The sequence below is a fragment of the Cellulomonas sp. P5_C5 genome, from assembly GCF_054049655.1.
The window spans coordinates 83,951-107,570 of sequence record NZ_JBFULY010000001.1 but is presented as its reverse complement, the minus strand read 5'-3'; the positions used below and the strand labels follow the sequence as shown (position 1 = coordinate 107,570).

The window sequence follows — 23,620 nt, the reverse complement described above, 5'->3', positions numbered from 1 at the left end:
CCTGCGTGCTCACACCTCCGCAACGACAACCATCTGGCTTGAGGCTGCCGATGTTGCGCATCACCCGACGACGTTGCGCTTGTTCTGGCACGGGAAGCCCTCGGAGATGAGTTCGATCACGGTGAGGACGTCCTTCTTCCTCCTAGATGTAGCCGAACACCAAGCCCTTGCAACGACGCCATCGCGCCTGCCAACGACCGTGTTCGTCGCGGGCGACATGCTCCAGGGCTTCGACCCGCTTGCGTTTCATGGGTGGCGGGGAGTCGGGCGCACAGCATTCGAGCTCGGCAACGCGGGCCGAGCCCGCGGCGCTTACCGCCAAAGCCGTGGTGCGCGCTCGGCACCTCAACTAGAGCCGGACCTGCGCCAGGGCGGTCAGCGGCAGCCAGCGCTCGCGGTCCGCGAGGGCGCCGACCGGGGCGAGCACGTCGGCATCGACCAGCGGGCCGAGGTCGATCCCCGTGAGCGCCTCGACGTCCGCGACCGGCACCTGGAACGTGCGGAACGGGCCGAGGTCCGGCACCTCCACCTGCAGGGTGCGGACGAAGGGCGTCTGGTCCAGCACGAACGCGGCCGCGCGCAGGTCTCCCGCCGACGCCCACGCCGCGACCTTCCAGAACATCCGGGGGATCTGGATGCCGCGGTAGACCGGGTCGTCGTCGGCGAGGACCGGTCCGGTGAGCACCGAGACCCGGTGCCCGTGGTCCCGGGCGTACTCGAGCACGTGGTCCTCGAGGCCCACCCAGAGCAGCTCGCCCTGGTTGAACGCGGACGCCTGCGGCGCGGCGTTCGGGTACGCGAACGTGTCGAAGTTGGCCTTCCGGGCCGTCACCAGGTCTCCCCAGACGGGGTCCCGACGGCGCACCAGGTGCCCGCGGTCGAGGTCGTTGCGTGCGTACAGCTCCGGGCCGGCCTGCTCGTCGACGGGTACGCGCGGGTCGAGGTGCCAGTCGTCACCGCGCTCCAGGTTCACCAGCTGCGCGCCGTCGATGTTCACGGCCGTCGCCGCAGCCAGCCGGCGCGCAGGGTCGAGCAGCACGGTGAAGTGCGTCGACGGGAGGTCCCGGACGGTCTGCGCGGGTACCGGGAGCGGCACCAGCGGTCCAAGGAACGCGGGGTCGTATCCGGGCTCTACGGTGCTCACATGCGGACCGTACCGACCACCCGTGACGTCCTGCTGCGCGATGCTCGCCTGGTGGACGTCGACGGGCCCGTCGACGTCCTGCTCCGCGACGGCCGGGTCGCAGCCGTCGGGCCCGGGCTCGACGCCGACGCACCGCAGGTGCGGCTCGACGGCCGGTGGGTGATGCCCGGGCTGTGGGACGCGCACGTGCACCTGACCCAGTGGGCGCTGGCCCGGCGGCGGCTCGACGTCTCCGGGGCCACGTCCGCCGCGCACGCCGTGTCGCTCGTCGCCGCGGCACCCGCGCCGCCGCCGGGGACGGCCCTCGTCGGCTTCGGGTTCCGCGACGGGCTCTGGCCCGACGTCCCGACGGCCGCCCTGCTCGACGCGGTCGTCGGCGACCGGCCCGTCGTCCTCGTCTCCGGTGACCTGCACTGCGCCTGGGCCTCGACCGCCGGTCTGCGGTTCCTCGGTGTCGGGTCGCACCCCACCGGTCTGCTGCGGGAGGCCGAGTGGCTCCCGCTGCAGGGAGCCGTCGACCACGTGCCCGACGACGTCGCGGACGCCCTCGTCGACGACGCGTCCGCCGCCGCTGCCGCACGCGGGGTCGTCGGCGTCGTCGACCTGGAGATCGCCGACAACGTCGCCGTCTGGCGTCGTCGCGCGGCCTCCCGGCCCGCCCGGCTGCGGGTGCGTGCGGGTGTGTGGGAGGAGTTCCTCGACCGCGTCGTCCGGGAGGACCTGCACACCGGCGACACCGTCGCCGGGCTGGTGACGCAGGGTCCGCTGAAGGTCATCACCGACGGCTCCCTCAACACCCGCACGGCGTACTGCCACGACCCGTACGCCGGCCTGACCGGCCCGAACGCCCACGGCGTCCTCGCGGTACCCCCGTCCCGGCTGGCACCCCTCATGGCGCACGCCACCCGGCACGGTCTGCGCTGCGCGATCCACGCGATCGGCGACTCGGCGAACGCCCTGGCCCTGGACGCCTTCGCCGAGTCCGGTGCCGCCGGGTCGATCGAGCACGCGCAGCTGGTGTCCTGGGAGGACGTGGAGCGGTTCGCGGCGCTGGGCGTGATCGCCAGCGTGCAGCCCGAGCACGCCATGGACGACCGCGACGTCGCCGACCGCTACTGGCCCGGCCGCACGGACCGCGCGTTCGCCTTCGGGTCGCTGCACCGCGCCGGCGTCCGGCTCGCGCTCGGGTCCGACGCCCCCGTCGCGCCCCTCGACCCGTGGGTCGCCGCCGACGCCGCGGTCGCCCGGTCCCGCGACGGCCGTCCGGCCTGGCACCCCGAGCAGGCGATCGACCGTCGGGTCGCGCTGGAGTCCTCCGTCGACGGGCGCGGGCTCACCGTGACGGTCGGGGCGCCCGCGGACCTCGTCGTCCTCGACGCCGACCCGCTCACCGCACCCCTGCGCGGGATGCCGGTCGCGGGCACGGTGGTGGCCGGCGGCTGGACGCACCGCGGCTTCTGATCCGCGGGCGGCCCGGGGTCCGGGTGTCGACGAGAATGAGCGTCATGCGTGCCGTGGTGATCTCCGAGGCCGGCGTCCTCCCGACCGTGCGCGAGGTCCCGGCGCCGTCCTGTCCCGACGACGGCGTCGTGCTGCGGGTCACCGCGACCGGCGTCTGCCGCTCCGACTGGCACGGCTGGCAGGGTCACGACGACGACATCACGTTCCCGCACGTGCCCGGGCACGAGCTCGCCGGGGTCGTCGAGCAGGTCGGTCCGCTGGTCCACTCCTGGGCGCTCGGCGACGAGGTCACGGTGCCCTTCGTGTGCGCGTGCGGCGACTGCCCCGCCTGCCTCGCGGGCGAGCAGCAGGTCTGCGAGCGGCAGCGCCAGCCGGGGTTCACCGACGACGGGTCGTTCGCCGAGCTCGTCGCGATCCACCGCGCCGACGTCAACCTGGTCCGCCTCCCCGACGGCATGTCCGCGGTGACCGCGGCGGGTCTGGGGTGCCGGTTCGCGACCGCGTACCGGGCCGTCACCGTGCACGGCCGGGTCGGTGCGGGCGACTGGGTCGCGGTGCACGGCTGCGGCGGGGTGGGGCTCTCGGCGGTCATGGTCGCGGTCGCCGCCGGTGCGCGGGTGGTCGCGGTCGACGTCTCACCGGTCGCCCGCGACGCGGCCCGCGCGATGGGTGCCGCCGTCGTGCTGGACGGCACCGGCGACGTCGCCGCGCAGGTCCACCAGGTGACCGGCGGCGGCGCCACGGTCTCGCTCGACGCGCTGGGCAGCCGCGCCACGGCGACCGCGTCGGTCCTGTCGCTGCGCCGTCGCGGGCGGCACGTGCAGGTCGGCCTCCTGCTCGGCTCCGACACCGCCCCGTCGCTGCCCATGGGCCGGGTGATCGGGTGGGAGCTCGAGCTCTACGGCAGCCACGGCATGGCCGCCCACGAGTACCCCGCGATGCTCGCGCGCATCGCCTCCGGCGAGCTCGACCCGTCTCGGCTCGTCGGGCGCACGGTCGGTCTCGACGAGGCACCGGCTGCGCTCGCCGCCCTGGGCCACGGGACGGGTGGTCCCGGGATGACGGTCGTCGTCCCCTGACGGGTAGAGGTCAGCCGCGTGCGGGACCGCACGTCTCGGGCTCGGCGAACGCGGGGATCTCCTGATCCTCGTCCGGGGCCCGCCGGCCCGTGTCGGTGCTCACGGACGTCGCGAGGGCCGTCGAGGTCTCTCCCGTGGTCGGCTCCGCGTCGTCGGACGCTTCGGCCGTCGTCGCCGCCGCCCGCGCGACGTCGGCCGACCGGCGCCGCGCGGCACCCCACTGCGTGAGACCGACGCCCGCAAGCACGATCGCGCCACCCACCGGCTCGTACCAGTGCAGACCCTCGTGCAGCACGAGGACGCCGAGGGTCGTCGACACGAGCGGGATCACGTAGGTGACGCTGGCCGTCACCGTGGCGCCGGCGACCGCCAGGACGCGCCAGAACAGCACGTAGGCCAGCCCCGTCCCGCCGAGGCCGAGCGCGAGCAGGGCCAGTGCGGGTGCCGGGGCGATTGGGGCGGCCAGAGGGGTGGAGACGGCGAACGGCAGGATCACCAGGGCGCCGACGGCCAGCTGGATCGCCGGCAGGGCCACGGTCGACAGGCCGGTGCCGGTCAGTCGACGACGGCTCCACGCGTTCCCGAGGCCGTAGCAGAACGTCGCGCCCAGCAGCATGAGACCGCCGACGAGGTCGATCGCGCCGGAGTTCCACACGCCGAGCAGGACCGCGATCCCGCCGAAGCCCAGTGCCAGACCGCCCACCTGCACCCGGTCCGGACGCTCGCTGGGCAGCAGGAGCGCGACGAACACGGCCGTGAACAGGGGAGTCGTCGCGTTCACCAGGCCCGCGAGGACGGAGGTGACCCGCTGCTCCGCGAGTGCGAACAGCACGAACGGGATCGCCGTCATGATCGCGCCGACCATCACGAAGTCACCGATCCGACGCCGCTCGACCCGGACGCGCTCGCGGCGGATCAGCAGGATCACCGCGAGCAGCACGAAGCCGATGACGATCCGGCCGAACGCCACCTGCGTCGGCGCGAACGACTGCAGCGCCGTCGCGATGAACAGGAAGCTGCACCCCCACAGCACGGCGAGCAGCAGGTACGGGCCGATCCAGCCGCGGGTCGAGGAGGCCGGAGACGTCACCGGTGCATCATCTCTCCGACCACCGACACGCAGCCCGCGGCCGGTCCGTGAGCTCAGCCACCCGCACCGCGCCGGAACCGCCACGAACCACCACGAACTTCGCTAGCGTGCGCGCGGTGGGATACCGGACCAGCACCGACGTCTACTTCCTCGACGCCCCGCCGGAGCAGGTCTGGGCGCTGGTCGCGGACCCGACGGTGGTCGAGGAGCTCGTCGCGCACGGCGTGACGTTCGAACCGCCGCTGGGCGGTCCGGTGTCGACGGGCGACACCTGGGTCGAGGTGCACGGCGCCGAGTGCAACGACGACCGGGTGCCGTGGACGGCCGTCGAGGCGCGCGCGCCGGAGCTGCTCCGGCTGCACGGCTGGCAGTCGGGGATGCGGCAGGAGTCGACGTACGAGCTGTCGCCGCACGACGGCGGGACGATGGTGCGCACCCGGCTCACGCTGACGCCGACCCTGCGCGGCCGGTCGAAGGAGCGTCCGCTGACGTGGCTCCTGTTCGCGGTCGGGGTGCTCGGGTGGATGGTCGCGCGGGAGCCGGACCTGGTGAAGCAGAACCTCCCGGCCCGGCTCCGAGCGGCGGACGGCCCCTTGTCGGCATAGGTCGCTACGCGATATATATCGGCCATGGCGTTCCGGATGAGTGAGCAGGCGTACTTCGTGCTGCTGTCACTGGCCGAGGAGCCCCGCCACGGCTACGGCATCGTGCAGGCGGTCAAGGTCCTGTCCGACGACCGCGTCCGGCTCGGCGCCGGCACGCTCTACGGCATCCTCGACCGCCTGGTCGAGGCCGGGTACGCGGAGGCGTCGGGCGAGATCGTCGTCGACGGCCGCCTGCGCCGGTACTACCGGCTCACCCCCGAGGGCATGGCGGCGCTCGCCGCCGAGACCGCCCGGCTGACGGACCTCGCCTCGCTCGCGCGCCGGGTGCTCGCCGCCCGACCGACGTCCCGTCCCGCCCTCGGGTCGGCGTGATGCGCGGCCTGGACCGGTCCGCCGCCTTCTGGCTGCGGGCGTACCCGAGACGCTGGCGGGCGCAGAGCGCCGCCGAGGTCGCCGAGGTGCTGTCCGACGTCGCCCCGGCCGGCGCGACCCGGCTCGACGTGCGCGCGGCCGCCGGGCTCGTGCGGGCGGGGTGGAGCACGCGGTGGCGGCAGCGTCCTCCCCTCGGCGCGTTCCTGCGCTACCGCCTGCGCGGTCGGCGTCCGCCGCGCGCGTACGACGGGTGGCTCCGCGACGACCTCGAGGGCGCGCTCTACCCGTGGCGGGCGGCCCTGCTGCTCACCGCCGTGGTCGGGTCGCCGTTCGTGGCCGCGGGGATCCTCCTCGGCTGGCCGCTGACCGGGGTCGTCGCCGCCGTCGTGTACGCCGGGACCGTGGTGGACCACGCGCGGGGTCGCGCGCACACGGTCGAGACGCTCTTCGGGTCACGCCCCGACATCGGCCCGATGGGCCCCTACCGGCTCCTCGACCGATGACGGCCGAGCGACTCGAGCGGTCCGCCGCCTTCTGGCTGCGCGCCTACCCGCCGGGCTGGCGGGCCCAGCGTGCCGACGAGGTCACCGCCGTCCTGGTCGACCTCGCCCCCGACGGCGCCCGGCGCCTGGACGTCCGCACGGCCCTCAACCTGCTGCGCGGCGGTGTCATGACGCGGTGGCGCCAGACCCCGCCGCTGCGCGTGTACCTGGCCTACCGGCTGTTCGACGCGCGCGTGCCGCCGCAGTACCGCGACTGGGTGCGCAAGGACATCACCGGGCCGGGAGGCCTCCGCCGCAACCTGGTGGGGCGGCTCTGGCTGTTCGTGTTCCCGATCTCGAACGCGGTGGCGGCCGGGTTCCCCGTCGCGACCCTGCTGTGGTGGACGGCGCTGGCCGTCGCGTTCACGGCCGTGCTGCTGATGGTCCGTCCCGAGGCCGCGGCCCGGCGCAGGCTGCAGCGTCATGCGCGACGCCGGACGCGCCTCGAGCCGCACGCCGTCGGCGGGTTCGTCTGGGTGCGGCGACCGCGCGAGCGGATCGCGGCCGAACCCGGCGCCCGCGTGCTGGTGGTCCTCCTGACCGTCGGTGCGGTCGCCTGGACCGTGGCCGCGGTCCTCGCGCCGACCCGCCTGGGGTCCGTGCCGTGCGGCGCCGGCTGCACCGACGTCGTGATGGTGCCCCGGGCCGCGCGGCTGCTCATCACCGCACCGCTGACGGCAGCCGTGGCGGTCGGCCTCGGCGTCGCGGTCGCCGTCGCACGCCGGTGCCGTCGGCTGCTCGCCGCAGCTCCCCCTCAACCTGCTCGTCAGCTCGTCGGCCTCGCGCCGCACACCGGCACCGCGGTGGTCCTCTGGAGCGTCGTGGTCGTCGCCACCGCTCTCGCCGAGGTGAGCGGCGCGTGGGCGCTGTCGCTGTCCGCGGGCGCGGCTCCGGCCTGTCTGCTCGTCCTCCCGTCCGCGCTCGCGGTGTGGCGGCACGCCCGCGCGACGGACGGCCTCGCCCTCGTCGACCTGCGGCACGTCGCCTGCACGGGCCGCCCGGTGATCGCGGACCGGTTCGACACCGACCTCGTCCCCGACCTCGACCTCGCCCCCGCCCTGGAGAGCCGATGACCATCGACCCCCGTCTCGAGCGCTCGGTGCGCCGGTGGCTGCGTGCCTACCCGCGCCGGTGGCGGCTCCGGCGGTCCGACGAGATGGTCGCGCTGCTGGCCGACCTCGCGCCCCCGGGAGCGACGCGCGTCGACCTGCGAACGGCCGCGGGGCTGGTCCGGTCGGGCTGGGCGACGCGCGCGCGGACCCGGCCACCGCTGCGGCACGTGCTCGCGTACCGGCTGTTCGACCGTCGTGTCCCCGCCCGTTACCGCGGATGGGTCCGCGACGACCTCGAAGGGGCGTCCGCGCCGCTGCGGGTCCTGCTCGCCGTGGTCGCCGTGGTCGTCGCCGTCTCGGTGCTGCTCCCGCTGGCGACCGGCGACCGACCGCACGCGCCGTCGGGCTCCGCACTGGCGGTGGCGCTGGGGATGTCGATCGGCATCCTGTGCCGCGGTCGATGGCAGCTGCAGAAGCAGGCGCGCAAGCACCTGGTGGCCGACGTGGGCGAGGAGGTCACCGCCGACACGCTCCTGTTCGGGTGGGTGATGCGAGACAGGCTGACCGCACGGGGGGCGGCGGGGTTCCTCGCGGTCGCCGTGGGGGTCGTCGGGCTGGGCGCCGTGACGGCGTGCCTGGTGGCACCGACCAGGCTCGGTGGCGCGGCGTGCGGCGACGCCTGCGTCGGGACGGTCACCGTCGCGCGCTCCGGCATCTCGCCCGCGCTGATGGTGGCGCTCGTGGGTGCCCTCGCGATGGGGGTGCTCGGCTCGCTGCTCGCCCGCCGCCGTACACGACGGCTCGTCCCCGTCCGGCCCGCCCAGCCGTCGCGACGCCTCGTCGGGCCGATCCCGAGGCACCGCATGCTCGTCGCCGTGCTGAGCGGCTGCTTCCTCGGTCTCGCATGGGTCGAGGGCTCCGGCCGCGCGGACCTGTTCTTCTCGGTCGGGATCGCGGTGTGCGCGCTGCTCGCCGTGCCTGCGCTGCTCGTGGTCTGGCGGACGGCACGGTCGGGTCCGGCCGACCTCGCCCTCGTCGACGCCCTGCGGATCGCGTTCCGGGGTGTGCACCCGCGCGTCGACACTCTCCAGGAGGGCCTGGTCCCCGCCCTGGTCGCCACCGACTGAGCACCTGGACCAGGCCCCGGCGCGCACTGGCTAGAATCGCCGCGACCCCCCACCGCCGCGCGAACACCTGGAGCCCTTTCGTGGGACGAGTCGTCGTCGATGTCATGCCGAAGCCCGAGATCCTCGACCCGCAGGGCAAGGCCGTCGCCGGCGCCCTGCCGCGGCTCGGGTTCGGGCAGTTCGCGTCCGTCCGTCAGGGCAAGCGCTTCGAGCTCGAGGTCGACGGGCCGGTGACCGAGGAGATCCTCGCCGCGGCCCGCGAGGCCGGCGAGCACGTGCTGTCCAACCCGGTGATCGAGGACGTCGTCGCGGTCTACGAGGACACCCAGGCATGACGAGGATCGGCGTCGTCACCTTCCCCGGCACGCTCGACGACCGCGACGCCGCCCGCGCGGTCCGCCTCGCGGGTGCCGAGGCGGTCTCCCTCTGGCACGGCGACGCGGACCTGCACGGGGTCGACGCCGTGGTCCTGCCCGGCGGCTTCTCCTACGGCGACTACCTGCGTGCGGGTGCCATCAGCCGGTTCGCGCCGGTCATGGGTGAGATCGTCGACGCGGCCAACAAGGGCCTGCCGGTCCTCGGCATCTGCAACGGCTTCCAGGTCCTCACCGAGGCGCACCTGCTGCCCGGGTCGATGATCAAGAACGACCACCTGCACTTCGTGTGCCGCGAGCAGGTCCTCTCGGTCGACAACGTCGACACCGCGTGGACCCGCGACTACACGGCGGGGGAGCACATCACGATCCCGCTGAAGAACCAGGACGGCCAGTACGTCGCCGACGAGCACACGCTCGACGAGCTCGAGGGCGAGGGCCGCGTGGTCTTCCGCTACCAGGGCTGGAACCCGAACGGGTCGCGCCGCGGCATCGCCGGGATCTCCAACGCGGCGGGCAACGTCGTCGGCCTCATGCCGCACCCCGAGCACGCGGTCGAGTCCGGCTTCGGTCCGGACGGCGCCCAGGGCCCCCGCACCGGCACCGACGGTCTGCGGTTCTTCACGTCGGTCCTCAAGGCCCTCGTCGGCTGAGCGTTGACCACCAGCATCGCGCTCGTCGACTGGGACGACCCTGACGCGCTCCGGCTGCGCACCGCCCAGCAGGCCGAGCTGCTCGCCCTGTACGGCGAGGAGGACATCGGCCACGAGATGACCGGCGAGAGCATCCTGGCGATGCTCCTCGTGCGGGTGGACGGTGAGCCGGTGGCGTGCGGGGCGATCCGCGACGCGTCGGCCGAGCTGGGCGACGGCGTCGGCGAGCTCAAGCGCATGTTCGTCGTGCCGGACCACCGCGGTCGCGGCTACTCCCGTGCGGTGGTCCGCGAGCTCGAGCGCGTGGCGCAGGACAGGGGCCTGCACCGCCTCGTCCTGGAGACGGGCGTGCTGCAGGCGTCCGCCATCGGCCTGTACCTGAGCGAGGGCTACCGGTCGATCCCCAACTTCGGCGAGTACGCGGCGGAGGCCGAGTCGCGCTGCTTCGCGAAGGACCTGGACGCGACGACCACCCGGCCGCCGCGCACCGGCGAGCGGCCGACGGTCACCCTGACGCGCACCCACTGGTCCGACCCGGTCGCCACCGCCCTGCGGTTCGCGATGTGGCGCGACATCGAGGTGCGGTACCCAGAGATCGCCGCGAGCACGCCCGGCGGGTTCGCGGTCGACGACCCCCAGCAGGGCGTCGGCGAGCTGACCACGGTGCTCGCGTGGCTGGACGGTCACCCGGTCGGCTGCGCGACCCTGCGTGCCGCGCGGGACGGCTATCCCGCCGGGTCGGCCGAGCTGAAGAAGGTCTGGGTCGACGAGTCGGCCCGCGGCTCCGGTGCGGCCCGTGCCCTGCTCGTCGCGATCGAGGACGACGCCCGCATGCGCGGGCTGACCAGCGTCGTGCTGCAGACGGGGATCCGGCAGCCCGAGGCGGTCTCGCTGTACCTCTCGGCCGGCTACCGCCCGGTGGTGCCCTTCTTCGACTTCACCGACGACTTCCTGTCGCTCTGGATGGCCAAGGACGTCTGAGCGGCCACCCGCGCGTGCTCGGCGAACCGCATCCACTCGTCCTCCAGCGACGCCGGCAGCGCGACCCAGTCGTGGAACAGCCGCCCGCTGTCCCCGGGCGACCAGACGGTGGCCCCGGGCAGCGCCAGGGCGTCCGCGAACGTGGCGGTGTCCCGGCCGAGCTTGACGGCGAGCCGGTCCCCGCCGACGTGCGCCGCGAACATGGTCGACCCGACCTTGAGGATCGGCCGCCCCATCATCTGGGCGCGCGTGGCTCCGCGGGCGACCAGGTCGTCCGCCATCGCCTCGTAGTCGCTCTCCTCGGTCATCCTCCGAGCATGCAGCATCCCGGTGACATGCCTACGGTGGCCGGGCGCCGCGGTCAGCAGCCCCGTGAGCGCGCTGGTCGAGGAGGACGCATGACGCACGACGACGACGTCGCCACGGTGGCGGGCCTGATCAAGGACGCGAAGATCGCGATGCTCACGACGGTGGGTGCGGACGGCTCGCTGGTCAGCCGGCCGATGGGCGTGCAGGACGTGGACTTCGACGGGGACCTCTGGTTCTTCGCCGACGCCGACAGCCACAAGGTGCACGAGATCGAGGCGGGCAGCCCGGCGAACGCGGCCTTCGCCGACTCGACCGCATGGGTCTCGGTCTCGGGGTCGGCGGAGGTGGTCCGCGACGTGGCCAAGAACCGCGAGCTCTGGGGCGTGACGGCCGAGGCGTGGTTCCCGGACGGCCCGGAGACCCCCGGCCTGGTGCTCGTGGTGGTGCACGGGCAGACCGCGGAGTACTGGCACGCCAAGGGCGGCCGGCTGACCACCGCGTTCAGCCTGGTCAAGGCCAAGGTCACCGGCGAGCGCTACGACGGCGGGGAGAACGAGACCGTCCAGCTCTGAGCGGCTGCGTCGACGCGCCGAGGTTGACCAGGAGCAGATAGCTGAGCAGGGCGTGCGCGCGAGCGGTGGTCAGCCTGCGAGTGTCCCGAGTGCCTGCGCGAGGTCGTCGATCAGGTCCGCGGGGTCCTCGAGCCCGACGGAGAGCCGCACCGTCGACTCGGCGATCCCGACGGCCGCGCGCCCCTCGGGCCCGAGCTTGCGGTGCGTGGTCGTCGCGGGGTGCGTGACGAGCGACTTGGCGTCGCCGAGGTTGTTGGAGATGTCCACGACCCGCAGCGCGTCGAGGAAGCCGAAGGCGACCTTCTTGGCGACGTCGGGGGTCGCGCCGTCGGGCACGGCGAGGGTGAACGTGACGACGGTGCCGCCCCCGGACTGCTGCGCGAGGGCGAGCGCGTGCTGCGGGTGGGAGGGCAGGTACGGGTAGCGGACCAGGGAGACGCCGGGCTGCTGCTCGAGCCACGTCGCCACCTGCAGGGCCGACGAGGTCTGGTGGCGGACGCGCAGCGACAGCGTCTCCAGGCCCTTGAGCAGCACCCACGCGTTGAACGCGGACAGCGACGGGCCGGTGTTGCGGATGAGGGTCTGCACCGGTCCGTGGATGTACTCGTCGGTGCCCAGGATCGCGCCGCCGAGCACGCGCCCCTGCCCGTCGATGTGCTTGGTCGCGGAGTACACGACCACGTCGGCGCCGAAGTCCAGCGGCCGGGACAGGACGGGGGTGGCGAAGACGTTGTCGACGATGACCGTGGCCCCGGCGGCGTGCGCGAGCCGGCTGACGGCCGCGATGTCCACGAGGTCCTGCATCGGGTTGGACGGGGTCTCGAAGAAGACGACGTCGGCCGGCGTGGCCAGCGCGGCCTCCCACTGGTCGAGCTCGTGGCCGTCGACGTAGTCGGTGCGCACCCCCCACTTCGCCAGGATCTCCTCGAAGATCACGACGGTGGACCCGAAGAGTGCCCGGGCGGAGACGATGCGGGAGCCCGACTCGACGAGGGCGGCGATCGCAGTGAACACCGCGGACATGCCCGACGCGGTGGCGAAGGCCGCCTCGGCGCCCTCGAGCAGGCGCAGGCGCTCCTCGAACGTGGACACGGTGGGGTTGCTGTAGCGGCTGTACAGGAACCGGTCGGCGTCACCGGCGAACGCAGCCTCGGCCTCGGCGGCGTTGGTGTAGACGAACCCCTGCGTGAGGAACAGCGCCTCGGACGTCTCCTGGAACTGGCTGCGGACCAGGCCGCCGCGCACCGCGAGGGTGTCGGGGCGCAGGTCGGAGCGGGGGGAGCGCCGGTCGTCCCAGTCGCCCGGACCGGGGACGCGGCCGGCGCTCACGCCTGCCGCCAGGGGAGCCCGGCGGCGCGCCAGCCGGCGTGGCCGCGGTGACCGTCGGGGCCGACGTCGCCCTCGAAGCCCTCGAGCACGTTGTACGCCGGACCGAGCCCGGCCGCCGTCGCCACCTGCGCGGCCGCGACCGAGCGCACCCCGGAGCGGCAGAGGAACACGACGGGCCGACCGGCGGTGACGCCGGCCTCGGCCAGCTGCTTGAGGAACTGCGGGTTCGGGCGTCCCGACGGGTAGGAGACCCACTCGACCAGGGCCGCGCGCCCGTCGAGGGGTGCGGAGTCGGGGATGCCGACGTAGCGCCACTCGGCGTCGGTCCGGACGTCGACGAGCACCGCGCTCTGGTCGGACGTCAGGAGGTCCCAGGCCTGCTGGGGGGTCAGGTCGCCGGCGTAGCTCATACGGGCCTCGTCTCGTGGGTGGTGGCGGAGGGCAGGATGACGGCCTGCGCGACGATGACGTGCTCGCCGTCGAACGTCGCGGCCGGGCTGCCGTGCAGGACGTAGCCCTCGTCGAGCGCCGCGGTGACGCGGTCGCAGAACGCGGCGTCGTCGGGCCCGGTCAGCAGCCGGTAGCGGCGGACGCCGGGGGGTTGCCCAGGGGGTGGAGCAGTCACTGTCGCCTCCATCGGTCCTGGCGGTAGCACCCTCGGCCGGGCACAGGGTGCCCGCGGGTTGCTGCGGCGTCGTCGAGCCAGATCTCTCAGCCGCTCTGGATGGTGGCCGTGATGCTACGCGCGGCGAGGTGCACGCTCCAAGTGCTGGACAAGCCGTCCCGCCAGGCGAGACGGTTCGCGTGCCGCGTTGACAGTTCGCGGGGGCTGCCGGGACCCTCGTCACAGGTCATGAGCGCCAGCGTCAAGCCCCGGCTCGCTGGCCGGCAACCCTCCTCCGCGGTGGGGTGCCCCGGGTGACGACCTGGCCGCGTCCCGTCCGGGGCGCGGCAAGCGCGGGGTTCCACCACATCGGGTGTCCCCCCGGATCGTGTCGGAGGACCATCATGACCGTCATCGTCGAGCGCCTCTCGTGTGCTTCCGCCGACGAGGTGAGCGCCCTGCTCCCGGTCGTCGGCGGCGACACCACCGTCCCCCTGGTCGACGGCACGCAGCGCGTCTACGCCAACCTCGACTACGCCGCGAGCGCCCCCGCCCTGGAGGCCGTCGCGGCCCGCGTGACCGAGGTGCTGCCGCTGTACGCGTCGGTGCACCGCGGCGCCGGCTACCTGTCGCAGGTGTCCACCGCGCTGTACGAGTCGGCACGCCAGACAGTCGCGCGGTTCGTCGAGGCGCGTCCCGACGACGTCGCGATCATCACGCGGAACACCACGGACTCGCTCAACCTGCTGGCGGGGGTGGTCCCCGACGGCGGCCGCGTCCTCGTCCTGGACGTCGAGCACCACGCCAACCTGCTGCCGTGGGTCCAGTCGAGCGAGCGCCACGGCAACCGCACGACGATCCTGCCGATCCAGCGCACGGTCGCCGCGACCCTCGATGCGCTGCGCGCCGAGCTCGCCCGCCAGCCGTACGCGCTGCTCACGGTCACGGGCGCGTCCAACGTGACGGGGGAGGCGCTGCCGATCGACCAGGTCGTCGCGCTCGCCCACGCCGAGGGTGCGCGGGTGGCCGTCGACGGCGCCCAGCTGGTCCCGCACCGCGGCTTCTCGCTGACCGCCACGGACGCCGACTACGTCGCGTTCTCCGGCCACAAGACCTACGCGCCGTTCGGCGCCGGCGCCCTCGTCGGTCGCCGCGACTGGCTCGACACGGGCACGCCGTACCTCGCAGGGGGAGGTGCGGTGCGCGACGTGCGCGCCGACCGGACCGTCTGGCAGCCCGCGCCCGCGCGGCACGAGGCCGGGTCGCCCAACGTCATCGGCGCGATCGCGCTCGCGGAGGCGTGCGACCAGCTCGCCGCCCTGCCGGCCGGTGCCCTGGCGGCGCACGAGGAGGCACTGCGTGAGCGTCTGGTCGCCGGCCTGTCCGCCATCGACGGCGTCGAGATCGCGCGCATCTGGCCCGACTCCGACGCCCCCGTCGGCGTCCTGACGTTCACGGTGCCGGACCACGACCCGGGCCTCGTCGCGGCGTACCTCGCGGCCGAGCACGGCATCGGGGTCCGCGACGGTCGCTTCTGCGCGCACCCGCTGCTGGCGCACCTGGGCGCGTCGGGCGGCGCGATCCGCGCGTCGGTGGGCGTCGGCACGACGAGCGAGGCGGTCGACCGCCTGGTCGTGGCGCTCCGGCAGTACCTGTCCACCGGTCCCGCCGTCCGGTACGAGGTCGTCGACGGCTGCTGGGCGGTCGTCGAGGACACCCGCCCGCTGCTCGCCGTGCACGGCCTGAACCACCTGGCGGCCACGGCGGCCGCAGCCTGCGGCCCCGCCCTGGACGACTGACCCCACCGTCACGGGCTGCATCTCGGCGGCCGGTTCCGGACGAAGAGGACACAGGGCGCCCTTCTGGGTGCCTGCGCGGTGCGGCGCAGGGGCGTCGGCCGCGACCTTCGTCCGCAGGAGCCACCATGAGGATCCGCCGCACGCTGTCCGCCCTCGTCGCCGCCGGTGTCGCCGCCGGAGCGGGAATCGCGCTCGCGCCCGCAGCCAGCGCCGCCCCGCCCACCGGGACGTCCAGCCTGGCCGCCCTGCTCGCCTCCGACGGCGACACGTTCGACCGCAGCTGGCGGGACTTCGACATCCTCGACCAGGCGGTCGGCGCGGTGCTCGCCGCCAAGCCGGGCAGCCCGGTCGCGGTCCTCGCGGACGGCACCGTCCCGCTCACCGCGTTCCTGCCCAACGACCGGGCGTTCCAGCTCCTGGCCAAGGACCTGACGCACCGCTGGTACGGCAGCGAGCAGGAGGTCCTCACGGCGCTCGCGGGGGCGGTGGGCATCGACGCGATCGAGCAGGTGCTGCTCTACCACGTGGTGCCGGGCGCGACGATCGACTCCGGCACGGCGCTGGCCAGCGACAACGCGGTGCTGACCACCGCCCAGGGCGGGACGTTCACCGTCGACGTGCTCTCGAAGCGCTGGGGCGTCGTGCAGCTGCGCGACCAGGACCGCAACGACCTCAACCCGTTCCTGGTCCCCGGCAAGCTGGACCTCAACGTGGGGAACGTGCAGATCGCGCACGCGATCACGTTCGTCCTGCGGCCCGCGGACCTCTGAGTCGCTCCAGGGTCGGGTCGTGCAAGCATCTGCGGATGCTGCACGACCTGATCCTCGAGGGCCACGGCACCCGGCTGGTCCCGCTGGCCGACGAGCACGCCGGGCCGCTCGCCGCGTTCGTCGACGACCGCCTCTGGGCGGGCATGTCGTCGCCGACGCCGGACACCCCGGCGGCGATGCGCATCGAGATCCGCACCGCCCACGAGGCCCCGAGCCGGCTGGCGTTCACGGTGCTGGACAGCGCGACCGACCAGGTCCGGGGCTCGACGTCGTTCTACGACTGGGACCCGCGGATCGGGCGCGTCGAGATCGGGTACACGTACTACGACCCCCGCTGGTGGGGCACCACGAACAACCCGGCGTGCAAGCTGCTCCTGCTCACGCACGCGTTCGAGACGTGGGGCTGCGCCCGGGTGGCGTTCCGCGCCGACGCCCGCAACGCGCGCTCGATCGCGGCCATCCGACGTCTCGGCGCGGTGCCGGAGGGCGTGCTGCGCAGCCACCGGCTGGCCCCCGACGGCACGCGCGGCGACAGCGCGTACTTCTCGATCCTGCCCGACGAGTGGCCCGCCGTCCGGGCCGGCCTGGAGGCGCGGCTCAGCGCAGCGGGGTGACGGACCCGGTCAGGTGCGGCTTGCCGGAGCGGGAGTCCCAGCCGGCGAACGTGAAGCCCTCCGACGACCGCGCGATCCGCACGGTGACGGTCCCCGGCAGGAGCACCGGCTTCACGAAGTCGACCGACCACTCGAACGCGTCACCCCGCCCGGCGCCGACGTCGGCGAGCGCGCGCGACGCGGTGTACATGCCGTGCGCGATGGCCCGCGGGAACCCGAGCGCCTTGGCGGACAGGGCGGACAGGTGGATCGGGTTCCGGTCGCCCGAGACGGCGGCGTACCGGCGTCCGACGTCGCCGTCGAGCTTCCAGCGTCCGGTGGGCGTCGGGGGGACGAACGCGACCGGGTCGTCGTCGGACGAGGCGGACCCCGCGAGGAACAGCCCGCGCGCGAGGTAGGTGGACACCCCGCGCCACGCGACGGACCCGTCGACGGACACCTCGGTCACCAGGTCCACCTGTGTGCCGGACCGGTGCCCCCGCAGGTCGGTGGCGGTGGCGCGGACGTCGAGGACGTCGGTGAGCAGGACCGGCCGCAGCTGGGTCACGCGGTTGGCCAGGTGGACCAGGCCGACGAGCGGCAGCGGGAAGTCGGAGCGGACCATCAGTGCGGTGGCCACGGGGAACGCGAGCACGTGCACGAACCCGGCGGGCAGCACGTCCGACGCGGACTCCCCGAGCAGGTGCTGGTAGTCCGTCAGGTGCCCGGACGACGCCTGCACCCCGCGCACGACGTACTCGACGTCGGGCAGCACCGTCGGCCCGGACCGCACGCGCCGCGCCAGGGAGAGCCCGGCGCCGCGCGCGTACAGCCCACCGAGGGACGGGACCTCGGGCAGGACGACGGTCGTCGTCACTGGCCCACCAGGTTCTGACCGCACACGCGCAGCACGCGTCCGACCACGCCACCGGCGGCGGGGGAGGCCAGGAACGCCACGGTCTCGGCGACGTCCACCGGCTGCCCACCCTGCTGCAGCGAGTTGAGCCGGCGGGCCACCTGCCGCGTGACGGCGGGGATGCGGGCGGTCATCTCGGTCTCGATGAACCCGGGGGCGACCGCGTTCGCGGTGCCACCGAACGCCTCGAGCAGCGGCGCGGTCGCCCGGACCATGCCGATGACCCCGCCCTTCGACGCCGCGTAGTTGGTCTGCCCGCGGTTGCCGGCGATGCCCGAGGTCGACGCGAGCGACACGATCCGCGGCGCGTCGGTGAAGTCCCCGGACGTCAGCAGCGCCTCGTTGATCCGCAGCTGCGACGCGATGTTCACCGCGAGGACCGAGTCCCACGTGTCGGGTGCCATGTTGGCCAGCAGCTTGTCGCGGGTGATCCCGGCGTTGTGCACGACGATGTCGAGCCGCCCGTGCCGCTGCAGCGCATGCTCGAGGATCCGTGCCCCGGCGTCGTCGGCCGTGACGTCGAGCTGCAGCGCGGTCCCGCGGACGCGGTTGGCGACGGCCACCAGCTGCTCGCCGGCGGCGGGCACGTCGACCGCGACGACGGTGGCACCGTCGCGCGCGAGCGTGTCGGCGATCGAGGCGCCGATGCCGCGGGCGGCCCCGGTGACGACGGCGACGCGGCCGGCCAGCGGCTTCTCCCAGTCGGACGGCAGCGAGCCGGCGGCCGAGTCGACGGCGAGCAGCTGACCGTCGACGAACGCGGACTTGGTGGACAGGAAGAACCGCAGGGCGCCGACGACCGACGGCGCCGTGACGGCGACGTCAGCCGCCAGCACGATGCCGTTGCCGGTGGACCCGCCGCGCAGCTCCTTGGCCAGCGACCGCAGCAGCCCGTCGATGCCCTGCCGGGCGGCGGCGACGGCGGGGGCGTCGTCGGCACGGGACGCGCGCGAGACGGTGACGACGCGAGCGCCCTTCGGGAGCGCCTTGAGCACGCTGCCCGCGGTCAGCACCGGCTCGGAGAGCTGGTCGGGGTGGGTGAGCTCGGTCAGGGCGAGGACGACCGCGGAGTACCGCGTGCCGGGCGTGGTGTGCCGGTGGACGTCGAGGTCCCAGTCGGCGGACAGGAAGCCGGCGAGCGCGTCGGCCTCCGACCCGCGGCCCAGCACGAGCACGGCGCCCTGCACGAGCGGCTGCCCGGGCTCGTAGCGACGCAGGGGAGCGGGCTGCGGGAGCCCGAGCTGCTTCGCGACCTTCTTGGTGAAGCCGCTGTTGACCAGGTTCAGGTAGGTGTCGCTCATCGTCAGGCCGCCTCGAGGATCGCGGTGAGGCCCAGCCCGCCGGCCGCGCACACGGACACGAGCGCCCGGACGGGCTTGTCGGAGCCGGACTCGGCCTTGCGGCGGTGGAGCTCCTTGCTGACGGTCGCGATGATCCGCCCGCCGGTCGCGGCGAACGGGTGCCCCGCGGCCAGCGACGACCCGTGCACGTTGAGCTTGGCGCGGTCGACGGTGCCGAAGGCGCCGTCGAGGCCGAGCCGGGTCCGCCCGAACTCCTCGGACTCCCACGCCGCCAGGGTCGTCAGCACGGTCGCCGCGAACGCCTCGTGGATCTCGACGAGGTCGAGGTCGTCCAGCGTCAGCCCGTTGCGGGCGAGCAGGCGCGGCACCGCGAACGCCGGGGCCATGAGCAGGCCGTCGTCGCCGTGCACGAAGTCGACCGCACCGGCCTCGGCGTCGACCACCGACGCGAGCGGGACCAGGTCGTGCGCGGCGGCCCAGTCGGCCGACCCGAGCAGCACGGCGGACGCGCCGTCGGACAGCGGCGTCGAGTTGCCGGCCGTCATCGTCGCGGGGGTGTCGAGGCCGAGCCCGAACGCGGGCTTGAGCTTGGCCAGCTTCTCCAGCGAGGAGTCGGCGCGCAGGTTGGCGTCGCGCGTCAGACCGCGGAACGGGGTGACCAGGTCGTCGAAGAACCCGGAGTCGTAGGCGGCGGCGAGGCGCTGGTGGCTGGCGAGGGCGACCTCGTCCTGCGCGGCCTGCGTGATCTCCCACTGCGCGGTGGTCAGCGCCTGGTGCTCACCCATCGACAGGTGCGTGCGCGGCTCGCCCGTGTTCGGGGCGGACGGCGCGAGGTCCTTCGGGCGGATCTTGGCGACGGCCGCGAGCTTCTGCCCGACGGTCTTCGCACGGGACAGGTCGAGCAGCGCGCGGCGCAGGCGGTTGCTCACGGCGATCGGGGCGTCCGACGTGGAGTCGACGCCGCCGGCGATCGCGGACTCGAGCTGGCCGAGGCGGATCTTGTTGCTCAGCGAGACGACGGTCTCCAGGCCGGTCGCGCAGGCCTGCTGCACGTCGTAGGCGGGGGTCTCGGCCGAGAGCGCCGACCCGAGCACGGCCTCGCGGGTGAGGTTGAAGTCCTTGCTGTGCTTGAGCACGGCGCCCGCGGCGACCTCGCCGATGCGCTCGCCCTGCAGGCCGTACCGGGCGACGAGCCCGTCGATCGCGGCGGTGAGCATGTCCTGGTTGCTGGCCCGCACGTAGGGGCCGCCGGCGCGGGCGAAGGGGATCCGGTTGCCGCCGAGCACGTAGGCCTTGCGGACCTCGGGTGTACGGGTGGTGGGGCGTGCCATGGGCGCGTTCCTCTCGCATCGTCGTCGAGCGCAGGGGGTGTCGAGCAGGGTGCGCTCGAAGTGACGTGGTGTCCGAAACCCACAGTACCTGATACCTTCGGTCTCGTGAGCCCTGTCACACCGGGTCCGTCGAAGACGACGGCCCTCACCATGCTGAACTCCGAGGCCGGTCGTGCGCGACCGGCCCTTCCGACGCCCCCGTCGACCAGACGCCCCGCCGAGGACGCCTTCGCGGCCGACGGCCGGTCCACCCGCTGGGCCGACCACCGCGAGGCCCGCCGCGCGGAGCTGGTGCGCATCGCGCGCCGGACCGTCCACCACCGGGGGCCCGACGTCTCGATGGAGGAGATCGCGGCCGCCGCGGGCACCTCCAAGTCGATCGTCTACCGGTACTTCGCGGACAAGACCGGCCTGCAGATCGCCGTCGCGGAGGCCGTCGTGCTGCAGATCCAGGGGGCGCTCGAGGGCGTCCTGCGGATCGCGCCGACCCCTCGCGACGGCCTGCGCGCCATGGTCGCCGTGTACCTCGAGATGATCGAGTCGTCGCCCAACGTGTACGCGTTCGTGACGCGCAACGGCTCGGTGGAGTCGGGCGGCCCGCTCGGGCACTTCCTCGACTCGGTCACCGCGCTCGTCGCCGCCCCGTTCGCCCGTGGGCTGACCGAGGAGCACGACGGTCGGCGGACGGCGCGCCGGCCTGAGGGATTCGGGGAGGACGACCCTGACGACATGGCGCTCGCTGCCCGCGTCGCGCTCGCCGAGTCCTGGGCCGCCGGCGCCGTCGGCTTCGTGCGCGGCTCCGGCGAGTGGTGGCTGGCCCACCGCGACGAGCCCGCCAGCCCGGACCGAGAAGAGCTCACCGCCCAGGTCGCCGCATGGCTCTGGGCCGGACCCGTCGGGCTCCTTGCCCGTGACCGCAACCGCACGTCTCCGGAGGAGTCCCGATGACCACGACCAGCGCCCGCCCCACCCTCGAGGCCCCCGAGGCCGGCGACCCCCGCCTCGACGCCGACGTCACGAACGTCGACATCGCGCACCTGCAGCAGGTCCTGCTCGGCCACTACCCGGAGCTGCGGCTGGCCGCGCGCAAGCTCATGGCCGACGAGCGGTTCCACCGGATCGAGGGTCAGACCCTGGCCGACCACCGCGAGCGCGTCCTCGGGCAGCTCCGGCTGCTGGCGGCCGAGGGCGACGTGCACCGCTCGTTCCCGACGCGGTTCGGCGGCCACGAGGACCACGGCGGCTTCCTGGCCCGGTTCGAGGAGCTGACGCACGCGGACCCGTCGCTGCAGATCAAGTCGGGCGTGCAGTGGGGGCTGTTCGCCTCCGCGATCTACCACCTGGGCACCGAGCGCAACCACGACGAGTTCCTGGCCGACGCGCTGTCGGTCAAGGTGCCGGGCGCCTTCGCGATGACCGAGACGGGCCACGGCTCGGACGTCGCGGCCATCGGCACCACGGCCACGTACGACCCGGCGACGCAGGAGTTCGTCATCCACACGCCGTTCCGCGCGGCGTGGAAGGACTACCTGGGCAACGCCGGGGTCCACGGCACGGCGGCCACCGTCTTCGCCCGGCTGATCACCGCAGGCACCGACCACGGCGTGCACGCGTTCTACGTCCCGATCCGCGACGAGGACACGATGGAGTTCCTGCCGGGCGTCGGCGGCGAGGACGACGGTCTCAAGGGTGGTCTGAACGGCATCGACAACGGCCGGCTCTGGTTCGACCAGGTCCGCGTCCCGCGCACCAACCTGCTCAACCGGTACGGCGACGTCGACGAGGACGGCACCTACTCGTCGCCCATCGCGAGCCCCGGCCGCCGCTTCTTCACGATGCTCGGCACGCTGGTGCAGGGTCGCGTCTCGCTCGACGGCGCCGCGGTCACCGCCGCCCGGGTCGGCCTGACGATCGCGGTCACGTACGGCAACCAGCGCCGGCAGTTCAACGCGGCGTCGCCCACCGACGAGGTCGTCATCCTCGACTACGCCGAGCACCAGCGACGCCTGCTCCCGCTGCTCGCGGAGACCTACGCCGCCGGGTTCGCGCACGAGGACCTGCTCGCCGCGTTCGACGACGTGTTCTCCGGCCGCAACGACACCCCGGAGACGCGCGAGGACCTCGAGACGCTCGCCGCGGCGCTCAAGCCGGCGTCGACGTGGCACGCGCTGAACACGCTCCAGGTGGCCCGCGAGGCGTGCGGCGGGGCCGGGTTCCTGGCGGAGAACCGGCTCACCGGGCTGCGCGCCGACATGGACGTGTACGCGACGTTCGAGGGCGACAACACCGTCCTGCTGCAGCTCGTGGGCAAGCGTCTGCTCACCGACTACGGCAAGTCGTTCAAGCACCTCGACGCGACGAAGGTCGCCCGGATGGTGGCCGAGCGCGCGTCCGACGCCGCCCGGTACCGCACGCCCCTGCACCGCGCGGTGCAGACCATCGCCGACGTCGGCGACCCGCGCCGCTCGGCCGGTCAGCTGCGCGAGACGGCCACCCAGCGCGAGCTGCTGGTGGACCGCGTCGAGACGATGGTCGCGGAGGTCGCCCAGGCCCTGCGTCCGGCGCAGAAGGCCGACCCGGCGACGGCCGCGGCCCTGTTCAACGCCCACCAGCACGAGCTCATCGCGGCGGCCCGCGCGCACGCCGAGCTGGTCCAGTGGGAGTCGTTCACCGCCGCGCTGGAGCGCGTCACCGACCCGGGCACCCGTCAGATCCTGACCTGGGTGCGGGACCTCTTCGGCCTCACGGTCATCGAGCGGAACCTCACCTGGTACCTGCTGAACGGCCGGCTGTCCGCCGGTCGCGCCCGCACGGTCACGTCGTACCTCGACCGGCTGCTGGCCCGGCTGCGCCCGCACGCGCAGTCGCTGGTCGACGCGTTCGGCTACGAGCAGGCGCACCTGCGCGCACCGATCGCGTCGGGCGCCGAGCAGGACCGGCAGGACGAGGCCCGCGCCTACTACCGGGCGCAGCGCGCCTCGGGTGACGCCCCCGTCCCGGAGAAGCACAAGCGCTGACCGCGCGCACGGCACCGACGCAGGGTCACGACCCTGCGTCGGTGTCCTGTGCCCAGCGCCGGACGGGCTCCGGTGGCAGGTCGGACCCCGAGGTGTGCGCGGTGATCCGGGCACCGGCGAGCGCCCAGGTCTCGAGGAGCCGGCTGACGCTCTGCGTCCGTCCGTCGACGAGAACGCCTTCCTCGACGTCGACGACGGTGCCTGCCGCGCCCGCGACGTCGTTGTCGCCCCACGTCGAGCCGGCGGCGTAGACGAGGTACAGGTCCGCCTCGGTGAGGTTCGCGGAGCGGAGGTCGGCGCCGTCCAGCCAGGTCTTCACCAGGAACGAGCGCGACAGGTCGGCCCCGGTGAGGTCGGCGCCCGTCAGGTCCGTGCTGATCAGCGTGCACCCGCGCAGCACGGCTCCCCGGGCCCAGACCCGGTCGAGGTGCGCCTTCTTCAGGTACGCACCGGTGAGGTCCGCGCCGGACAGGTTCGCGTCGACGAGCCAGGCGTGACCGAGGTCCGCACCGCGCAGGTCGGCGCCGCGGAGATCCGCCCCTGACAGGTCGACCCCCGACAGGTCGGCTGCCGGTCCGAGCTCGGTCACGCCGGTCAGC

The 23,620-nt window shown here is 74.0% G+C and carries 25 protein-coding genes, 1 pseudogene and 2 riboswitches; of the genes and pseudogenes, 16 read left to right on the top strand and 10 right to left on the bottom strand.

Going from position 1 to position 23,620, the window contains the following annotated elements:
* Positions 1-349: 349 nt before the first annotated feature.
* On the bottom strand, positions 350-1,144 hold the full coding sequence (locus tag ACXJKF_RS00555; RefSeq protein WP_456785794.1) for a DNA/RNA non-specific endonuclease: 795 nt from the start codon (positions 1,142-1,144) through the stop codon (positions 350-352).
* Between ACXJKF_RS00555 and ACXJKF_RS00550 the strand changes: the two genes are divergently transcribed.
* Together ACXJKF_RS00550 and ACXJKF_RS00545 are read left to right on the top strand one after the other, a co-directional pair.
* Positions 1,145-2,605: an amidohydrolase gene (locus ACXJKF_RS00550; protein WP_456785793.1), complete on the top strand. Its 1,461-nt coding sequence runs from the start codon at positions 1,145-1,147 to the stop codon at positions 2,603-2,605.
* A 44-nt stretch (positions 2,606-2,649) separates the two neighbouring features.
* The gene (locus ACXJKF_RS00545; protein WP_456785792.1) at positions 2,650-3,684 is read left to right on the top strand and encodes a zinc-dependent alcohol dehydrogenase family protein; all 1,035 of its coding nucleotides are present in this window, start codon (positions 2,650-2,652) and stop codon (positions 3,682-3,684) included.
* Positions 3,685-3,694: 10 nt separating this feature from the next.
* On the opposite strand, the gene ACXJKF_RS00540 is transcribed toward ACXJKF_RS00545, so the two are convergent.
* On the bottom strand, positions 3,695-4,774 hold the full coding sequence (locus tag ACXJKF_RS00540; protein WP_456785791.1) for a DMT family transporter: 1,080 nt from the start codon (positions 4,772-4,774) through the stop codon (positions 3,695-3,697).
* A 116-nt stretch (positions 4,775-4,890) separates the two neighbouring features.
* Between ACXJKF_RS00540 and ACXJKF_RS00535 the strand changes: the two genes are divergently transcribed.
* The 8 genes from ACXJKF_RS00535 to ACXJKF_RS00500 all read left to right on the top strand — a co-directional run bounded on the left by ACXJKF_RS00535 (position 4,891) and on the right by ACXJKF_RS00500 (position 10,480).
* Positions 4,891-5,379 carry an SRPBCC family protein gene (locus tag ACXJKF_RS00535; RefSeq protein ID WP_456785790.1) on the top strand — a complete coding sequence of 163 codons (489 nt, stop codon included), beginning with the start codon at positions 4,891-4,893 and terminating at the stop codon, positions 5,377-5,379.
* Between the two features lie 36 nt (positions 5,380-5,415).
* Positions 5,416-5,751, top strand: coding sequence for a PadR family transcriptional regulator (locus ACXJKF_RS00530; RefSeq protein ID WP_456785789.1), 336 nt, complete (start codon positions 5,416-5,418; stop codon positions 5,749-5,751).
* A complete protein-coding gene (locus ACXJKF_RS00525; protein WP_456785788.1) occupies positions 5,751-6,254 on the top strand; it encodes a hypothetical protein in 504 nt (167 codons plus the stop codon). Before ACXJKF_RS00530 ends, ACXJKF_RS00525 begins: the two co-directional genes overlap by 1 nt.
* On the top strand, positions 6,251-7,366 hold the full coding sequence (locus ACXJKF_RS00520) for a hypothetical protein (protein ID WP_456785787.1): 1,116 nt from the start codon (positions 6,251-6,253) through the stop codon (positions 7,364-7,366). The genes ACXJKF_RS00525 and ACXJKF_RS00520 overlap by 4 nt, the downstream gene beginning before the upstream one ends.
* Positions 7,363-8,472 carry a hypothetical protein gene (locus ACXJKF_RS00515; protein ID WP_456785786.1) on the top strand — a complete coding sequence of 370 codons (1,110 nt, stop codon included), beginning with the start codon at positions 7,363-7,365 and terminating at the stop codon, positions 8,470-8,472. The genes ACXJKF_RS00520 and ACXJKF_RS00515 overlap by 4 nt, the downstream gene beginning before the upstream one ends.
* 80 nt (positions 8,473-8,552) lie before the next feature.
* Entirely contained in the window at positions 8,553-8,807 is a 255-nt protein-coding gene (gene purS / locus ACXJKF_RS00510; RefSeq protein ID WP_056593189.1) for a phosphoribosylformylglycinamidine synthase subunit PurS, read from the top strand.
* On the top strand, positions 8,804-9,499 hold the full coding sequence (purQ, locus tag ACXJKF_RS00505) for a phosphoribosylformylglycinamidine synthase subunit PurQ (RefSeq protein ID WP_456785785.1): 696 nt from the start codon (positions 8,804-8,806) through the stop codon (positions 9,497-9,499). The genes purS and purQ overlap by 4 nt, the downstream gene beginning before the upstream one ends.
* 3 nt (positions 9,500-9,502) lie before the next feature.
* Positions 9,503-10,480 carry a GNAT family N-acetyltransferase gene (locus ACXJKF_RS00500; protein ID WP_456785784.1) on the top strand — a complete coding sequence of 326 codons (978 nt, stop codon included), beginning with the start codon at positions 9,503-9,505 and terminating at the stop codon, positions 10,478-10,480.
* On the opposite strand, the gene ACXJKF_RS00495 is transcribed toward ACXJKF_RS00500, so the two are convergent.
* The gene (locus ACXJKF_RS00495; RefSeq protein WP_456785783.1) at positions 10,408-10,788 is read right to left on the bottom strand and encodes a hypothetical protein; all 381 of its coding nucleotides are present in this window, start codon (positions 10,786-10,788) and stop codon (positions 10,408-10,410) included. The two genes, ACXJKF_RS00500 and ACXJKF_RS00495, sit on opposite strands and share 73 nt — an antisense overlap.
* Before the next feature lie 90 nt (positions 10,789-10,878).
* Here ACXJKF_RS00495 and ACXJKF_RS00490 point away from each other — a divergent pair, with 90 nt between their 5' ends.
* On the top strand, positions 10,879-11,361 hold the full coding sequence (locus ACXJKF_RS00490; protein ID WP_456785782.1) for a pyridoxamine 5'-phosphate oxidase family protein: 483 nt from the start codon (positions 10,879-10,881) through the stop codon (positions 11,359-11,361).
* Between the two features lie 69 nt (positions 11,362-11,430).
* On the opposite strand, the gene ACXJKF_RS00485 is transcribed toward ACXJKF_RS00490, so the two are convergent.
* From ACXJKF_RS00485 to ACXJKF_RS00475, 3 genes and pseudogenes are all read right to left on the bottom strand, one after another.
* Entirely contained in the window at positions 11,431-12,690 is a 1,260-nt protein-coding gene (locus tag ACXJKF_RS00485; protein ID WP_456785781.1) for an O-succinylhomoserine sulfhydrylase, read from the bottom strand.
* Positions 12,687-13,100: a rhodanese-like domain-containing protein gene (locus ACXJKF_RS00480; protein ID WP_456785780.1), complete on the bottom strand. Its 414-nt coding sequence runs from the start codon at positions 13,098-13,100 to the stop codon at positions 12,687-12,689. The genes ACXJKF_RS00485 and ACXJKF_RS00480 overlap by 4 nt, the downstream gene beginning before the upstream one ends.
* A gap of 23 nt (positions 13,101-13,123) precedes the next feature.
* A pseudogene (locus tag ACXJKF_RS00475) lies at positions 13,124-13,327 on the bottom strand (DUF1737 domain-containing protein); the annotation flags it as partial.
* A riboswitch (SAM riboswitch) is annotated at positions 13,321-13,421 on the bottom strand. Its footprint overlaps the pseudogene before it by 7 nt.
* 118 nt (positions 13,422-13,539) lie before the next feature.
* Positions 13,540-13,654: riboswitch (SAM riboswitch) on the top strand.
* Positions 13,655-13,698: 44 nt separating this feature from the next.
* Between ACXJKF_RS00475 and ACXJKF_RS00470 the strand changes: the two are divergent.
* The 3 genes from ACXJKF_RS00470 to ACXJKF_RS00460 all read left to right on the top strand — a co-directional run bounded on the left by ACXJKF_RS00470 (position 13,699) and on the right by ACXJKF_RS00460 (position 16,477).
* Positions 13,699-15,093: an aminotransferase class V-fold PLP-dependent enzyme gene (locus ACXJKF_RS00470; RefSeq protein ID WP_456785779.1), complete on the top strand. Its 1,395-nt coding sequence runs from the start codon at positions 13,699-13,701 to the stop codon at positions 15,091-15,093.
* Between the two features lie 125 nt (positions 15,094-15,218).
* Positions 15,219-15,863 carry a fasciclin domain-containing protein gene (locus ACXJKF_RS00465; protein WP_456785778.1) on the top strand — a complete coding sequence of 215 codons (645 nt, stop codon included), beginning with the start codon at positions 15,219-15,221 and terminating at the stop codon, positions 15,861-15,863.
* A 35-nt stretch (positions 15,864-15,898) separates the two neighbouring features.
* Positions 15,899-16,477, top strand: coding sequence for a GNAT family N-acetyltransferase (locus tag ACXJKF_RS00460; protein WP_456785777.1), 579 nt, complete (start codon positions 15,899-15,901; stop codon positions 16,475-16,477).
* Here the strand turns inward: ACXJKF_RS00460 and ACXJKF_RS00455 are convergent.
* Genes ACXJKF_RS00455 through ACXJKF_RS00445 form a run of 3 tightly spaced genes read right to left on the bottom strand, consistent with a single transcriptional unit; the run spans position 16,461 to position 20,004 of the window.
* Positions 16,461-17,333: a MaoC/PaaZ C-terminal domain-containing protein gene (locus ACXJKF_RS00455; protein ID WP_456785776.1), complete on the bottom strand. Its 873-nt coding sequence runs from the start codon at positions 17,331-17,333 to the stop codon at positions 16,461-16,463. The two genes, ACXJKF_RS00460 and ACXJKF_RS00455, sit on opposite strands and share 17 nt — an antisense overlap.
* The gene (locus ACXJKF_RS00450; RefSeq protein ID WP_456785775.1) at positions 17,330-18,673 is read right to left on the bottom strand and encodes a 3-oxoacyl-ACP reductase; all 1,344 of its coding nucleotides are present in this window, start codon (positions 18,671-18,673) and stop codon (positions 17,330-17,332) included. The genes ACXJKF_RS00455 and ACXJKF_RS00450 overlap by 4 nt, the downstream gene beginning before the upstream one ends.
* Positions 18,674-18,675: 2 nt before the next feature.
* Positions 18,676-20,004 carry an acetyl-CoA C-acetyltransferase gene (locus ACXJKF_RS00445; protein WP_456785774.1) on the bottom strand — a complete coding sequence of 443 codons (1,329 nt, stop codon included), beginning with the start codon at positions 20,002-20,004 and terminating at the stop codon, positions 18,676-18,678.
* A 105-nt stretch (positions 20,005-20,109) separates the two neighbouring features.
* Between ACXJKF_RS00445 and ACXJKF_RS00440 the strand changes: the two genes are divergently transcribed.
* The gene (locus tag ACXJKF_RS00440) at positions 20,110-20,952 is read left to right on the top strand and encodes a TetR/AcrR family transcriptional regulator (RefSeq protein WP_456785773.1); all 843 of its coding nucleotides are present in this window, start codon (positions 20,110-20,112) and stop codon (positions 20,950-20,952) included.
* Positions 20,949-23,021: an acyl-CoA dehydrogenase family protein gene (locus ACXJKF_RS00435; protein ID WP_456785772.1), complete on the top strand. Its 2,073-nt coding sequence runs from the start codon at positions 20,949-20,951 to the stop codon at positions 23,019-23,021. The genes ACXJKF_RS00440 and ACXJKF_RS00435 overlap by 4 nt, the downstream gene beginning before the upstream one ends.
* 25 nt (positions 23,022-23,046) lie before the next feature.
* Here ACXJKF_RS00435 and ACXJKF_RS00430 read toward each other — a convergent pair whose 3' ends face one another.
* Positions 23,047-23,610, bottom strand: coding sequence for a pentapeptide repeat-containing protein (locus tag ACXJKF_RS00430; RefSeq protein ID WP_456785771.1), 564 nt, complete (start codon positions 23,608-23,610; stop codon positions 23,047-23,049).
* Positions 23,611-23,620: the final 10 nt, after the last annotated feature.

Coding starts and splice junctions, on each gene's coding strand:
- ACXJKF_RS00495 (WP_456785783.1), bottom strand. CDS start 10,788: ATGACCGAGGAGAGCGACTACGAGGCGATGGCGGACGACCTGGTCGCC.
- ACXJKF_RS00445 (WP_456785774.1), bottom strand. CDS start 20,004: ATGGCACGCCCCACCACCCGTACACCCGAGGTCCGCAAGGCCTACGTG.
- ACXJKF_RS00520 (WP_456785787.1), top strand. CDS start 6,251: ATGACGGCCGAGCGACTCGAGCGGTCCGCCGCCTTCTGGCTGCGCGCC.
- ACXJKF_RS00550 (WP_456785793.1), top strand. CDS start 1,145: ATGCGGACCGTACCGACCACCCGTGACGTCCTGCTGCGCGATGCTCGC.
- ACXJKF_RS00465 (WP_456785778.1), top strand. CDS start 15,219: ATGAGGATCCGCCGCACGCTGTCCGCCCTCGTCGCCGCCGGTGTCGCC.
- ACXJKF_RS00470 (WP_456785779.1), top strand. CDS start 13,699: ATGACCGTCATCGTCGAGCGCCTCTCGTGTGCTTCCGCCGACGAGGTG.
- ACXJKF_RS00435 (WP_456785772.1), top strand. CDS start 20,949: ATGACCACGACCAGCGCCCGCCCCACCCTCGAGGCCCCCGAGGCCGGC.
- purQ (WP_456785785.1), top strand. CDS start 8,804: ATGACGAGGATCGGCGTCGTCACCTTCCCCGGCACGCTCGACGACCGC.
- ACXJKF_RS00490 (WP_456785782.1), top strand. CDS start 10,879: ATGACGCACGACGACGACGTCGCCACGGTGGCGGGCCTGATCAAGGAC.
- ACXJKF_RS00530 (WP_456785789.1), top strand. CDS start 5,416: ATGAGTGAGCAGGCGTACTTCGTGCTGCTGTCACTGGCCGAGGAGCCC.
- ACXJKF_RS00450 (WP_456785775.1), bottom strand. CDS start 18,673: ATGAGCGACACCTACCTGAACCTGGTCAACAGCGGCTTCACCAAGAAG.
- ACXJKF_RS00515 (WP_456785786.1), top strand. CDS start 7,363: ATGACCATCGACCCCCGTCTCGAGCGCTCGGTGCGCCGGTGGCTGCGT.
- ACXJKF_RS00460 (WP_456785777.1), top strand. CDS start 15,899: ATGCTGCACGACCTGATCCTCGAGGGCCACGGCACCCGGCTGGTCCCG.
- ACXJKF_RS00480 (WP_456785780.1), bottom strand. CDS start 13,100: ATGAGCTACGCCGGCGACCTGACCCCCCAGCAGGCCTGGGACCTCCTG.
- ACXJKF_RS00545 (WP_456785792.1), top strand. CDS start 2,650: ATGCGTGCCGTGGTGATCTCCGAGGCCGGCGTCCTCCCGACCGTGCGC.
- ACXJKF_RS00525 (WP_456785788.1), top strand. CDS start 5,751: ATGCGCGGCCTGGACCGGTCCGCCGCCTTCTGGCTGCGGGCGTACCCG.